Source organism: Aeromicrobium sp. UBA7512, assembly GCF_002476985.1.
Taxonomy (GTDB): domain Bacteria; phylum Actinomycetota; class Actinomycetes; order Propionibacteriales; family Nocardioidaceae; genus Aeromicrobium; species Aeromicrobium phoceense.
Genome location: NZ_DLNK01000005.1, coordinates 578,841 through 592,434 on the forward strand (window position 1 = coordinate 578,841; position 13,594 = coordinate 592,434).

General features: G+C 71.6%; 13 protein-coding genes. 9 read left to right on the forward strand and 4 right to left on the reverse strand.

Going from position 1 to position 13,594, the window contains the following annotated elements:
• Nucleotides 1–105: 105 nt before the first annotated feature.
• A complete protein-coding gene (locus B2363_RS09240; RefSeq protein WP_286929741.1) occupies nucleotides 106–615 on the forward strand; it encodes an arginine repressor in 510 nt (169 codons plus the stop codon).
• A complete protein-coding gene (gene argH / locus B2363_RS09245; protein ID WP_286929742.1) occupies nucleotides 608–2,059 on the forward strand; it encodes an argininosuccinate lyase in 1,452 nt (483 codons plus the stop codon). Before B2363_RS09240 ends, argH begins: the two co-directional genes overlap by 8 nt.
• A gap of 9 nt (nucleotides 2,060–2,068) precedes the next feature.
• Here the strand turns inward: argH and B2363_RS09250 are convergent, their stop codons facing one another.
• The gene (locus tag B2363_RS09250; RefSeq protein WP_286929743.1) at nucleotides 2,069–3,025 is read right to left on the reverse strand and encodes a DUF2804 domain-containing protein; all 957 of its coding nucleotides are present in this window, start codon (nucleotides 3,023–3,025) and stop codon (nucleotides 2,069–2,071) included.
• A 122-nt stretch (nucleotides 3,026–3,147) separates the two neighbouring features.
• On the opposite strand from B2363_RS09250, the gene pyrH reads away from it, so the two are divergent.
• The 7 genes from pyrH (at nucleotide 3,148) to rlmN (ending at nucleotide 10,892) form a co-directional block, all read left to right on the forward strand.
• Nucleotides 3,148–3,858, forward strand: a complete 711-nt coding sequence (pyrH, locus tag B2363_RS09255; protein WP_286929744.1) for a UMP kinase — start codon at nucleotides 3,148–3,150, stop codon at nucleotides 3,856–3,858.
• Nucleotides 3,859–3,929: 71 nt separating this feature from the next.
• On the forward strand, nucleotides 3,930–4,451 hold the full coding sequence (frr, locus tag B2363_RS09260) for a ribosome recycling factor (RefSeq protein WP_376785966.1): 522 nt from the start codon (nucleotides 3,930–3,932) through the stop codon (nucleotides 4,449–4,451).
• Nucleotides 4,441–5,289 (forward strand): phosphatidate cytidylyltransferase, encoded by an 849-nt coding sequence (locus B2363_RS09265; protein ID WP_286929745.1) that lies wholly within the window; start codon nucleotides 4,441–4,443, stop codon nucleotides 5,287–5,289. The genes frr and B2363_RS09265 overlap by 11 nt, the downstream gene beginning before the upstream one ends.
• A gap of 3 nt (nucleotides 5,290–5,292) precedes the next feature.
• On the forward strand, nucleotides 5,293–7,767 hold the full coding sequence (locus tag B2363_RS09270; RefSeq protein ID WP_286929746.1) for a circularly permuted type 2 ATP-grasp protein: 2,475 nt from the start codon (nucleotides 5,293–5,295) through the stop codon (nucleotides 7,765–7,767).
• A complete protein-coding gene (locus B2363_RS09275; RefSeq protein ID WP_181755423.1) occupies nucleotides 7,764–8,639 on the forward strand; it encodes a transglutaminase family protein in 876 nt (291 codons plus the stop codon). The genes B2363_RS09270 and B2363_RS09275 overlap by 4 nt, the downstream gene beginning before the upstream one ends.
• 61 nt (nucleotides 8,640–8,700) lie before the next feature.
• On the forward strand, nucleotides 8,701–9,693 hold the full coding sequence (locus B2363_RS09280) for a zinc-binding metallopeptidase family protein (protein WP_286929747.1): 993 nt from the start codon (nucleotides 8,701–8,703) through the stop codon (nucleotides 9,691–9,693).
• A 53-nt stretch (nucleotides 9,694–9,746) separates the two neighbouring features.
• A complete protein-coding gene (gene rlmN / locus B2363_RS09285) occupies nucleotides 9,747–10,892 on the forward strand; it encodes a 23S rRNA (adenine(2503)-C(2))-methyltransferase RlmN (protein WP_181755425.1) in 1,146 nt (381 codons plus the stop codon).
• 248 nt (nucleotides 10,893–11,140) lie between these two features.
• Here the strand turns inward: rlmN and B2363_RS09290 are convergent, their stop codons facing one another.
• The 3 genes from B2363_RS09290 to B2363_RS09300 are packed head-to-tail and all read right to left on the reverse strand — an operon-like array spanning nucleotide 11,141 to nucleotide 13,534.
• Nucleotides 11,141–11,677, reverse strand: coding sequence for a hypothetical protein (locus B2363_RS09290; protein ID WP_286929748.1), 537 nt, complete (start codon nucleotides 11,675–11,677; stop codon nucleotides 11,141–11,143).
• Nucleotides 11,678–11,735: 58 nt separating this feature from the next.
• On the reverse strand, nucleotides 11,736–12,395 hold the full coding sequence (locus B2363_RS09295) for a response regulator transcription factor (RefSeq protein ID WP_313601042.1): 660 nt from the start codon (nucleotides 12,393–12,395) through the stop codon (nucleotides 11,736–11,738).
• Entirely contained in the window at nucleotides 12,383–13,534 is a 1,152-nt protein-coding gene (locus B2363_RS09300) for a sensor histidine kinase (RefSeq protein ID WP_286929749.1), read from the reverse strand. The genes B2363_RS09295 and B2363_RS09300 overlap by 13 nt, the downstream gene beginning before the upstream one ends.
• Nucleotides 13,535–13,594 lie beyond the last annotated feature (60 nt).

The window sequence follows — 13,594 nt, forward strand, 5'->3', positions numbered from 1 at the left end:
GCACCGTCTCGCGGCGCTCGCCACCAGATCACGGGGACGGTCCCGGTGGTCGAGTAGCTCGGCGAGGAACGAGCCGGCGTATCGAGACCACAGCGAGGCACCGTCGTGATCCCCGGCACCAAGGCGGCGCGCCAGGCGCTGATCGCCGACCTGCTCGGCACGTGCGACGTGCGCTCGCAGGGCGACCTCGTCGACCTGTTGCGCGAGCGCGGGGTCACGGCGACGGCGTCCACGGTGTCGCGCGACCTCGATGAGCTCGACGCGGTGCGCGTGCGCCAGGGCGACGGCAGCCTCGTCTACGCCGTGCCGTCGGAGGGTGGCGACCGCAGCGTCCGCGCGGCGCCCGACTCCTCGGCCGCCCAGGTCCGGCTCCAGCGCCTGCTCCGCGAGCTGCTCGTCTCCGCGCAGTCCTCGGCGAACCTCGTGGTGCTGCGCACCCCGCCGGGAGCCGCGCAGTTCCTGGCCTCCGCGATCGACCACGTGCAGATGAGCGAGACGCTCGGCACGATCGCCGGTGACGACACGGTGATGCTGATCGCCCGTGACCCGGCCGGCGGCGAGGCCCTCGCCGCCCACCTCACCTCCCTCGCCCGTAAGGTGCCCACCGATGACTGACTCTCCCGACCTCACGCCCGCCGTGCCCGGCTCGACCGACGTCGAGGCCGCCGACTCCCGGCTCTGGGGCGGCCGGTTCGCTTCGGGCCCCTCGCCCGAGCTCACGGCGCTGTCGCGGTCGACGCACTTCGACTGGCGTCTCGCCCCGTACGACCTGGCCGGCTCACGAGCGCACGCCCGCGTGCTGCACACCGCGGGCCTGCTCACCGACGACGACCTCGCCTCGATGATGGACGGCATCGCCGCACTCGACGGCGACGTGCGGTCGGGTGCCTTCCGGCCCGAGCCCGGTGACGAGGACGTCCACTCGGCGCTCGAGCGCGGACTGATGGAGCGCCTCGGCGCCGACCTCGGGGGCCGCCTGCGCGCGGGCCGTTCCCGTAACGACCAGGTCGCCACGCTCTTCCGCGCCTACCTGCGCGACCACGCCCGCCAGGTCGCGTCGCTCCTGCGCGAGCTCGTGGAGGCCATCGCGGGTCAGGCCGAGCGCCACCTCGGAGCGCCGATGCCCGGCCGCACGCACCTCCAGCACGCCCAGCCCGTGCTGCTGTCGCACCACCTGCTGGCCCACGCCTGGCCGCTCGTGCGCGACCTCGACCGCCTGCGTGAGTGGGACGCCCGCGTGGGCTCGGAGTCCCCGTACGGCTCGGGTGCGCTCGCCGGATCCTCGCTCGGTCTCGATCCCGAGGCGGTCGCGGCCGACCTCGGCTTCACCGGCTCGGCCGCCAACTCCATCGACGGCACCGCCGCGCGCGACTTCGTCGCCGAGTTCGCCTTCGTCGCCGCCCAGATCGGCGTCGACGTCTCGCGGATCGCCGAGGAGATCATCATCTGGAACACGAAGGAGTTCGACTTCGTGACGCTGCACGACGGGTACTCCACCGGGTCGAGCATCATGCCGCAGAAGAAGAACCCCGACATCGCCGAGCTCGCGCGCGGCAAGGCGGGCCGGCTGATCGGCAACCTGGCGGGGCTGCTCGCCACGCTGAAGGCTCTGCCGCTGGCCTACAACCGCGACCTCCAGGAGGACAAGGAGCCGGTCTTCGACTCGATCGACACCCTCGAGGTCCTGCTGCCCGCGTTCACCGGGATGGTCGCCACGCTCGAGTTCAACACCGCACGGATGGCCGAGCTCGCGCCGCAGGGCTTCGCGCTCGCCACCGACGTGGCCGAGTGGCTCGTCCGCGAGGGCGTCCCGTTCCGGGTGGCCCACGAGCTCTCCGGCGCCTGCGTCCGGGTGTGCGAGGAGCGCGGCATCGAGCTGTGGGACCTCTCCGACGAGGACTTCGCGCAGATCTCGCCGCACCTGGCGAACGCCTCCGAGCCCGGGGGAGTGCGCGAGGTGCTGACGCTCGCCGGCTCCATCGCCTCGCGCGACGGCCGTGGCGGCACCGCCCAGGCGCGCGTCACTGAGCAGCTGACCGAGCTCCGCTCGCGCCTCTGACGCGGACCCTCACCAGCGGTTGCGCGCCTCCTCGGCCCAGCCGAGGAGGCCGTCGAGGCGGTACTCCACGCCCTTGCCGCCGCGCGCCCATCCCGACCAGCGCCCGAAGGCCTGGTGCGTGCGTGAGGCGATCACGCCCAGCTGGGTCGAGGCCACGCGGCGGTGGAAGGGCGTCAGGACCGCCTCGACGTCAGGCCCGGTGACGGTCCACGTCGACTCCGGGTCCTCGAGGTCGTACTCCCAGCGCAGGTCGTCGATCCAGTGGTGCAGGCGCCCGTCGACGAACAGCCCGTTCTCGGTCTGGCCGGTGCCGTCGGTCCACTTCCCACCGAGCTGCAGTCCGATCCGGCGCCCCGAGACCTCGCCGCTGCCGGCGCCCCAGTTCCACGTCATGCGGTACGGCCAGATGCCCCGGCCTCGGTCGAGCACGCCCCAGCCGGCCACCACGGCCTCGCGCTCACCGTCGACCTCGATCGTGCCGCTGACAGGCCGGACCGGGTCCTTCAGCGTGTACTGGAAGCGCCGCGGGCTCCACGGCACGACGACCCCGAGCGCGTCGTCGCCGCCCTCCGCCTCGAGCGCGACCTTCACCCGCTCGTGGTCGACGCTCAGGTGCGTTCCCCGGCCGTGGTCGGCGAAGGTCAGTGGTCCGCTGGACGCGGTGATCGGCGGCAGCGCGTCGGGCAGTCCCGGGCGCAGGGGGCCCAGCTTCGTGGTGTCGAGGCTGACCTCGTGGCGGCGCAGCCGGTCGTAGGCATAGACTTGCGTGAGGTTCGCGTAGTCGAGGTCGGCGATCGTCAGGCCCAGCACGAATCGCCGGGTGACGACGCCCCAGTACTCCCAGCGCTTCGCGCGGCCCGTCCACGGCAGGACCGTGCGGTGCAGCGGACGTCGCGTCCAGCCGACCGCGTCGGGATTCAGGCGGCGGCCCAGGGCCAGGTCGACCGGCTCGACGATCTCGGACATGCCTGAAGACTAGGGGGCTGGGAGCACCGCCGGCGCCCGACGGCGCGCCGTCCCGGACGCTCCGGACCGCCGCCGCGATCTCGACGCTGCGTGCACCGGGACAGCCACCATCCTCTAATCTGGTGCCCATGGCTCGCCGCGTACTCCTCAAGCTCTCCGGTGAGGTCTTCGGAGGAGGTGCGATCGGCATCGACCCCGATGTCGTGAACGATGCCGCCTCCCAGGTCGCCACGGCCGTCCGCGAGGGGGTCCAGGTCGCGATCGTCGTCGGCGGCGGCAACTTCTTCCGCGGCGCCGAGCTCAGTCAGCGAGGCATGGAGCGCACGCGCGCCGACTACATCGGCATGCTCGGCACCGTCATGAACGCCCTCGCCCTGCAGGACTTCATCGAGAAGCAGGGTGTCGAGACGCGCGTGCAGTCCGCGATCGCGATGTCCCAGGTCGCCGAGCCGTACATCCCGCGCCGCGCGATCCGCCACATGGAGAAGGGCCGCGTCGTGATCTTCGGTGCCGGCGCCGGCATGCCCTACTTCTCCACCGACACGGTCTCGGCCCAGCGCGCGCTGGAGATCAAGGCCGACGTCGTGCTGATGAGCAAGAACGGCGTCGACGGGGTCTACGACTCCGATCCGCGCCGCAACCCCGAGGCCCAGCGCTTCGACAGCCTGACCTTCAACGAGGCCCTCCAGCGCAACCTGCAGGTCGTCGACGCGGCCGCCTTCGCGCTGTGCATGGAGAACGAGCTGCCCATGATGGTGTTCAACATGAACGACGAGGGTGCGGTCACACGCGCCCTGCGTGGTGAGATGATCGGAACACTCGTCCACGCGTGAGCGTGGGCACCCCCGACGATGCAACGGAGCATGACGTGATCGACGAGACACTGCGCGATGCCGAGACCCGGATGAAGAAGGCGGTCGAGCACACTCGCGACGAGTTCGAAGGAATCCGGACCGGACGCGCCCACCCGGCGATGTTCGCCCAGATCACCGCCGACTACTACGGCTCGCCCACGCCCCTGCAGCAGCTGGCCAGCTTCCAGGTCCCCGAGGCCCGCACCGTGATCATCGCGCCCTTCGACCAGGGCGCCAAGGGTGCGATCGAGAAGGCCATCCGCGACTCCGACCTGGGCGTCAACCCGTCCGACGACGGCAAGGTGCTGCGCGTGACGCTGCCCGAGCTCACCGAGGAGCGTCGCAAGGAGTACATCAAGCTCGCGCGCTCCAAGGCCGAGGACGGCCGCATCGCGGTCCGCGGCGTCCGTCGCAATGCCAAGCAGGCGCTCGACAAGGCCGAGAAGGACTCCGAGATCAGCAAGGACGACAACACCGGCGCCGAGAAGCGCCTCGACGGACTGACGAAGAAGCACGTCGACGAGATCGACGAGGCCCTGAAGTCCAAAGAGGCAGAGCTCCTTGACGTCTGAGGTCCCCACTCCCGACGCGGCCGGCGAGAAGAAGACCGGCCGCGCCGGCCGCGACCTCCGCGCCGCGATCACCGTGGGCGTCAGCCTCGTCGCCCTGGTCCTGCTGTCGCTGTTCTGGGTCAAGGACCTGTTCGTCGCGGTCGCGGCCGTCGCCCTGGTGGTCGCCGCGATCGAGATCGCCCGTGCGCTGTCCACCGCGAGCATCCGCGTGCCGCTGCCGCCCGTCCTGGTCGGCGGCCTCGCGATGCTCGTCGTGGCGTTCTACGACGAGATGGACACCGCCGCGGCGATCATGGCGCTCACCGTCATCGCCACGATGGCGTGGCGCCTGCGCTCGGGCAGCGACGGCTTCGTCCGCGACGCCACCGCGGGCATCTTCCTGCTGTCCTACCTGTTCCTCATGGGCGTGTTCGTCATGCGCATGCTCGCCCCCGACGACGGCACGTGGCGGGTCGTGGCGTTCATCCTCGTGACGATCGCCTCCGACATCGGCGGCTACGCCGCGGGCGTCCTGTTCGGCAAGCACCCGATGGCGCCCACGATCTCGCCCAAGAAGTCCTGGGAGGGCTTCGCCGGCTCGATGGTCGCCAGCGTCGCTGCGGGCATCCTGATCGTCGTCTACGCCCTCGAAGGCCCCTGGTGGGCCGGCCTCGTGCTCGGTGTCGCCGGCGTCTGCTTCGCCACGCTCGGCGACCTGTGCGAGTCACTCATCAAGCGCGACCTCGGCATCAAGGACATGGGCGACCTGCTCCCCGGCCACGGCGGTCTCATGGACCGGCTCGACTCGCTCATCGCCGTCGCGCCGGTGGCGTACCTGGTGATGTACCTCCTGGTCTGATCCATGACCGTCCTGCGTGACTACGCCGCCTCGGTGATCCAGCCGGCGTTGGGCCAGTCGGCCGCCCTCTACGACGAGGTGGCCAGTCCCGACGGCACCCTGCGCAACGCGTGGAAGCGGCTCGCGGCCGAGGCGGTCGACCTGACGCTGCCCGAGCTCACCCGCGTGGGCGACGAGATCGCGCGGCTGCTGGCCGACGAGGGCGCGGTCTACACGCCGCCCGGCGGCGAGCAGCGGTCGTGGCGGCTCGATCCGGTGCCGCTGGTCATCGCGGCCGAGGAGTGGGCCACGCTCGAGAAGGGCCTGGCCCAGCGGGCCGAGCTGCTCAACGCCGTCTCGCTCGACCTCTACGGCCCGCAGGAGCTGCTCTCCAGCGGCACCCTGCCGCCCAGCATCGTCTTCGGCCACAGCGGCTTCCTGCGGGTGGTGGCGCGCGCGAGCGCCGACCACCGCCGCCAGCTCGTCGTCACCGGCACCGACCTCGGCCGCACGCCGACGGGGGAGTGGCAGGTCATCGCCGACCGGACGCAGGCACCCTCCGGGATCGGCTTCGCGATGGAGAACCGTCGCGTGCTGTCACGCGTGCTCCCCGTCGCCTACCGCGAGGCAGGCCTGCACCGGCTCGCGCCGTTCTTCCAGGCCCTGCGCGTCTCCTTGACCCAGGCCGCGCCCCCGGGGCGCGAGAACCCGCGCATCGTGGTGCTGTCGCCGGGCCCGACCTCGGAGACGGCCTACGACCAGGCGTTCATCGCCACCGCGCTGGGCTTCCCGCTCGTCGAGGGCAGCGACCTCGTCGCGCGCGACGGCGCTGTCTGGATGCGGGTGCTCGGCCGCCTCGAGCGCGTCGACGTCGTGCTGCGCCGCGTGGACGCCGAGTGGAGCGACCCGCTGGAGCTGCGCGGGGAGTCGCAGCTGGGCGTCACCGGCCTCACCGAGGCGGTCCGCCGCGGCACGGTCACCGTGGTCAACGGCCTCGGCTCGGGCGTCCTGGAGAACGCCGCGCTGCTGCCGTTCATGTCGGCGATGTGCGAGCAGCTGCTCGACGAGCCGCTGCGACTGGCCGGCGTCCCCACCATCTGGGCGGGCACGCCTGAAGGCCGCGACCAGCTCCTGGACCGGCTCGACGAGCTCGTCGTCCGCCGGATCGACCCGCCGTTCGAGGTCGGCGGGATGTCGCGCGCCGACCTCGTCGCCGCGATCACCGCCGAGCCCCACCGCTACGTGGGCCAGGAGGTGGCCGCCGTCTCGGTCTCGCCCACCCTCGACCGGGGTCGCCTGCAGCCCCACGCGGTCACCCTGCGGGCGTTCACGCTGCGGCACGGCTCCAGCTACCGCCCGATGATCGGCGGGCTGGCCACCGTCGCGCCCGTGGGCACGTCGCCCGAGGAGATCAGCACCAGCAAGGACGTCTGGGTGCTGAAGGAGTCGCCGGAGGAGCCCGACCAGGGTCTGCTCGACACGGCGCCCATCGCCCACGCCCGGGCTCCGCTGACCCCCGTGCCGCGCGTGCTCGACGACCTCTTCTGGCTCGGTCGGTACGCCGAGCGCGTGGAGGACCTGCTGCGGCTCGCGATCGTCACGCACGAGCTGGCGGAGGACTTCCAGGGCCGTCCGCGATCCAGCGGCGGCCAGACCCTCGCCGTGGTCGCGCGGCTGCTGCGGTCCCTCAGTCCGTCATCGCACGACCCCGCCGACTTCGAGGGCGACCTGCGCTCGATCCTGCTCGACGCCCGCCGCTCCGGCTCGGTCGCGCAGACGGTGGCGCGGCTCAAGGAGATCGCCCAGAGCGTGCGCGACCAGGTCTCGCCGGACCTGTTCCGGGTCTTCGGCGCGATGGACCGGGCTCGCGGTGCGCTGGCGGCCAACCCGCACGGCTGGCAGATCGGCGAGAGCGCCGGCCGCATGCTCACCGACATCCTCGCGCTGCACGGCGTCACCGGGAACATGGTCCGCGACGAGGGCTGGCACCTCATGGAGATCGGTCGGGGGATCGAGCGCAGCCTGCAGCTGTGCCACCTGATCGGCCCAACGCTGTCGGTGCGCCGCGGCATCGACGTCGATCGCAACGTCCACAACGCCGTCCTCCAGGCCGCCGAGAGCGCCATCACCCACCGGCGCCGGCACCGCGGCGTGGTCCGGGGCACCTCCGTGCTCGACCTGCTGCTGCTCGACGAGTCGAACCCGCGCTCCCTGCTGTTCAACCTGCGCGCCATCGACGCCTCGCTGGCGACACTGCCGGGGTCGAGCGGCTCGACGCGCCCCGAGCGCCTCGTCGACGACCTGCTGGAGGAGCTCGACCGGCTCGACGTCGCCGCGCTGATGGCGATCGACGGCGAGAACCGGCCGAACTTCGTGCGGTTCGCCCAGGCCACGGCCCAGCAGCTCATGCGGCTGTCCGACGCGGTCGCCGAGGTGCACTTCGCCACCGGTCCCACGCCGCGCTCGCTGGCCTTCGCCACGGTGGGGTCGGGCGCATGAGGTACCGCGTGTGGCACCGCACCACCTACACCTACGACGACGACGTCTCGAACAGCTACGGCCTGGCGCACGTCGTGCCGAGGTCCTCGTCGTGGCAGCAGGTCGAGTCGGTGGACGTGCGGATCGAGCCCACGCCCGGCGACACCTCGCGCGACACCGACTATTACGGCAACACCGTCACGTACTTCCAGGTCACCGACCCGCACCGCACGCTCGTGGTGGACGCCACGAGCGAGGTCGAGGTGCAGGTTCCGGTGCACGACCCCGAGGCGCTCGCCACGCCGTGGGAGCTCGCCCGCCCGGCCGAGCGGCCCGACGTGCCGGGTGCCTGGCGCGCCGTCGACCTCGCGCTGCCGTCCACGCTGGTCGACCAGACCGAGCAGGCGCGCGACTACGCCGCCGTGTCGCTGACCCCGGGCCGCCCGGTCGGTGAGGCGGTCACCGACCTGATGCACCGGATCCACGCCGACTTCAGCTACGACAAGACCGCGACCACCGTGACGAGCCGGATCGACGACGTCTTCGCGCAGCGGGCCGGCGTCTGCCAGGACTTCGCCCACCTGACCCTGTCGTGCCTGCGCTCGCACGGACTGGCCGTGGCCTATGTCAGCGGCTACCTCGCCACGACGCCGCCCCCGGGCAAGGAGCGCGTCGTCGGTGCCGATGCCTCGCACGCGTGGGCGGCCGTGTGGCTGCCCGACGGCTCCTGGCTCGCGCTCGACCCGACGAACGACCACTGGGCCGACGACCGCTACGTCACGGTGGCGTGGGGCCGCGACTACAAGGACGTCCCGCCGGTGAAGGGCATCATCTACACCGACGCGCGGTCGTCCACCCTCGACGTGCAGGTGGACGTCGCGCCGCTCGCGTGATCTCGGCCTCGGCGGCCGTGTCGGACTGGCGCCACGGCGCCCGCGGGGGAAAGGTGGGGTCGTGCGTGCCTTCGAGTGTCGTCAGTGCGGCAACCCCCTCTACTTCGAGAACTCCACCTGCGTCTCCTGCGGGACGAAGCTGGGGTTCTCCCGCGAGGAGAAGGCGATCGTGCCCGTCGACGAGCAGGGCCGGTACGTCGATGCGGACGGATTCATCTGGTGGCTCTGCCGCAACCGTGAGCTGTCCTCGTGCACGTGGCTCACGCGCATCGAGGGCACGCTGTGCTTCAACTGCTCACTGACCCGTACGCGCCCGGCGGACAGCGATCCCGCCGGCATGCGGGCGTTCCCGGGGGCCGAGTCGGCCAAGCGCCGGCTGATCGTCGAGCTCGACGCGCTCGAGCTGCCGATCGTCACGCGTGCCGAGGACCCGGCGAACGGCTTGGCCTTCGACCTGCTGTCGAGCGCCAACGTGCCGGTGACCACCGGCCACCAGAACGGCATCGTCACGATCGACCTGGCCGAGGGCGACAGCGTGCACCGCGAGCGACTGCGGCGTGACCTCGACGAGCCCTACCGCACCCTGCTGGGCCACTTCCGCCACGAGACGGGCCACTACTACGAGGAGCAGCTGGTCCGGGGCGACCTCCGTGACCGGGCCCGGGAGCTCTTCGGCGACGAGCGCCAGGACTACCAGGAGGCGCTCGACCGTCACTACGCCCAGGGTCCCCCGAAGGGGTGGCGCGACCGTTACATCAGCGCCTACGCGACGATGCACCCGTTCGAGGACTTCGCCGAGACGTTCGCGCACTTCCTGCACATCACCGACACGATCGACACGGCCCAGTCCTTCGGCCTGACCACGGTCGACGCCCGGGCGTTCCGGTCGTTCCGCGACCTGGTGACCGGGGTCTGGATCCCGCTGTCGGTCGCGCTGAACCAGATCAACCGCTCGATGGGCAAGGACCCGCTCTACCCGTTCGTGATCGCGGGGCCGGTGCTGGACAAGCTCGAGTTCGTCGCCTCGCTGTCGCCGCGCTACCGCTCGCTCTGAGGCGCCGCCGCGCGGATTCGTTGCGGGTGGGCGCCATCTGGGACACTGAAGTCATGGCCAACGAGGTGAATGTCGCGGACGTCAATCCGAAGCCGCTGCCCCTCGTGATGGCACCGGCCCGCGGGCGGGGCAAGCCGCCGCGCCATCTCGCCGACCTCTCGGGCGACGAGCGCAAGGCCGCGGCCGAGGAGCTCGGGCTCAAGCCGTACCGCGTGAAGCAGGTCGCGCACCACTACTACGCGCGCCACGAGCGCAATCCCGAGCTGATGACCGACCTCCCGGCGAAGGAGCGCGACGCGATCGTCGGCGCCCTGCTGCCGCCGCTGCTGTCGCAGGTGCGCGTGCTCGAGGCCGACAAGGGCACCACCCGCAAGACGCTGTGGCGCCTGTTCGACAACGCACTCGTCGAGTCGGTGCTGATGCGCTACCCCGACCGCGCCACGATCTGCGTCTCCAGCCAGGCCGGCTGCGGCATGGCGTGCCCGTTCTGCGCCACCGGCCAGGGCGGCCTCCAGCGCAACATGAGCACGGCCGAGATCATCGACCAGGTCGTCGACGCCGCCCACCAGATGTCCTCCGGCGCGATCCCCGGCGGCCCCGGCCGGCTCTCCAACGTGGTCTTCATGGGCATGGGCGAGCCGATGGCCAACTACAAGGCCGTCATCGGCGCCGTGCGCCGCATGGTGGCGCCCGCCCCCGACGGCCTCGGCATGAGCGCTCGCAACATCACCGTGTCCACGGTGGGCCTCGTGCCGCGCATGCGCCAGCTGGCCGAGGAGGGCATCCCGGTCACCCTCGCGCTGAGCCTGCACGCGCCCGACGACGAGCTGCGCAACGAGCTGGTCCCGATCAACAACCGCTCCAGCGTCGCCGAGACGGTCGAGGCCGCGTGGAACTACGCGAAGACGACGAAGCGCCGCGTCTCGATCGAGTACGCCATGATGCGCGACATCAATGACCAGGCCTGGCGCGCCGACATGCTGGGCGACGTGCTGAACTCCTACGGCGACTGGGGCTGGGTGCACGTCAACCTCATCCCGCTGAACCCGACGCCCGGCTCCATGTGGACCGCCTCGCGCCGCGAGGACGAGCGCGAGTTCGTCCGCCGCCTCGAGGCCAAGGGCATCCCGACGACGGTCCGCGACACCCGCGGCTCCGACATCGACGGCGCCTGCGGCCAGCTCGCCGCCGCCGAGTAGCCCGCCCCCTCTCCACTTTTGGGACGGGATGCACCTCATTCCCTTCGAGTGGCGTGCATCCGTTTCCAAAAAGGTGGACGCCGAGGAGCCTCAGAGGTGGCCGGCGTGAGCCATGCCGGCCGGCGCGCTCGCGCTTCACTTGGCTCTGTCCTCGTCGAGGGCCATACTGTTCACGTCTGGCGCACTCCGCGTCAGGAAGTGAACCCGAGACCCGTCCGGACGGACGCGGCGCTCGGGTTTCGCGTTTCTCAGACCGTACGAGCGTCGTTGACGATCGGCCCCACTCTTCGCCGCCAATCCCCGCCGCGGGCCCAGCACCAGGCGATGACGTCCGGCAGTGCCAGCAGCGGTTGCGCGCGGAGGGACTGGTGGCTGTACGTGACCGATGGCGCTCTGGCTTCGCGTACGGCGGCGGAAAGGGCTCTCGCATCCCGCGCGACCAGAGTCTCGTCCAGGTCCAGGATCAGATGAGCCGCGCCCTCGGGTGCCGCCCGCACGACGAGAGCCCGAAGCGCCCGCTCCCGACGGCTCAGCTCCGACTCGGGGCCGCGACCTGCATCGAGCACCCAGGCACGAACGCCGACATGGCGGAGATCGCAGACGGCCCCTGCGATCTGGCTTCGACGACGCGCGCTCTCGTTCTTCATGTGAAGCGCGCGTTGGCCGGGAAGAACCAGTTTCGCGAAAGCCCTGCGCGACACGCTGAGTGCCGCATCCGGGCATGCGACCGGCACGACCACGTAGCCCTTGGCCTTGGTCTCGTCGACGAAGAACTGGGTGCCCACGCTCGGAGCATCTCGCTCGGAGCCGACAGCGATTCCCGACGCGGGGGTCAGGCAATCCTCAGAGGCGGCCGGCGTCGTGCATCGTGATGGCCACCTGCACGCGGTTGGTGGCGTCGAGCTTGGCGAAGATCCGCGAGATGTGCGCCTTCACGGTGGCCAGGCTCATGAACAGCTCGCCGGCGATCTCGGCGTTCGAGCGGCCGTGCCCGACGGCTCGCGCGACGTCCAGCTCGCGCTCGGTCAGCGTGGCGACGAGCCGCTCGGCGGCGGTGCGGCGGTGGTCGGTCGAGTCGGCCGTGACCTGGCGGATGAGGTTCTGCGTCACGGCGGGCGACAGCATCGGCTCGCCGGCCATCACCGCCTCGATCGCCTTGACGATCCGCGGGGGAGGGGTGTCCTTCAGCAGGAAGCCCGCGGCGCCGGCGGCCAGCGCGCGCACGATGTGGTCGTCGGCGTCGAAGGTCGTGAGCACCAGGACCTTGGGCGCGCGCGGCTCGGCGGAGATCGCGCGGGTCGCCTCGATGCCGTCCATCACGGGCATGCGGAGGTCCATCAGCACGAGGTCGACGGACTGCTCGCGCACTGCCGCCAGGGCCTCGCGCCCGTTCGCCGCCTCGGCGACGACCTCGATCGTCTTCGCGCCCCCGAGGATGAGGGCCAGGCCGGCACGGACGAGGGGGTCGTCGTCGGTCAGCAGGACTCGGGTCAGGCGCTCCACGGCAACCACACTCTCAGGACGTGGTGACCGGACACCGTTCCGTGGTGCAGCCGGCCACCGGCGAGCTCGGCCCGCTCGGTCAGGCCCACCAGTCCGAGACCGGACTCCGGGAAGTCGGGCGATCGGCCACCGGCCGGCAGGGGGTTCGACACCTCGATCACGAGTCCGTCGTCCGCACCACCGGTCACCAGCAGCGTGACGCGTGCGTGCGGCGCGTGCTTGGCGGCGTTCGTCAGCCCCTCCTGCACGACGCGGTAGGCAGTGCGCCCGATCAGGTCGGGGATCGTGGCCGGGTCGATCCGGTCGTCGTACTGCAGGTTCATGCCGGAGTCCCGGAACTGCGCGACGAGCCCGTCGATGGCTCCGGCGGTGGGCTGCGGCGGCTCGGGGGCGCCGTCGCCGACGTCGTCACGCAGCACGCCGAGCACCTCCCGCAGCTCGATCAGCGCGAGCCGCGAGCTCTGCTCGATGACCGATGCGGTGCGCTTGATCTCCTCGGGCGCGAGGTCGTCGCGGAAGGTCAGGGCGCCGGCGTGCATCGTCACCATCGAGATCCGGTGGGCGAGGACGTCGTGCATCTCGCGGGCGATGCGGGCGCGCTCGGCCGTGCGGGCCTGCGAGACACGCGCGCTCTGCTCGGACTCCGCGCGCTCGGCCCGTTCCTTCAATGTCGCCAGCAGCTCGCGCCGCGACCCCACGTACATGCCCCAGCCGACGGTGATCCCGACGATCGCGACGACGAAGCCGGCGTTGAAGAGACGCAGTCCCGAGTCGACCGTGGGGTCGATGCCCACGAAGACGAACGCCGAGAGGATCGTGACGGCGCTGACCGGGATGATCTCGCGCCAGCGCCGGCGGGTGGACAGCGAGAACAGCGCGAGCGTCGCGGGACCACCCGCCGTCGTGGCGAGCGCACTGGCGACGTTCGTCACGAGAGCCACCGTCACCGGGAACCGGCGGCGCCAGAACACGAGCACGAAGCAGGCGATTCCGGTCGCGAGGTCGAGCCACCACCACCAGCGCGCGTTCTCCCACTGCCACGGGAACAGGGTCCACCAGGCGAGGGCGCTGATGCAGAGGACCAGCACGGTGCGCCACGCGTGACCCCACACGCTGAGGGGAGGGGGCGGGGGCGTCACCGCCTCAGGATAGGGCCGCCACCGCGGGCGCCACATCGCCCCACGGACGCACCGACCCCC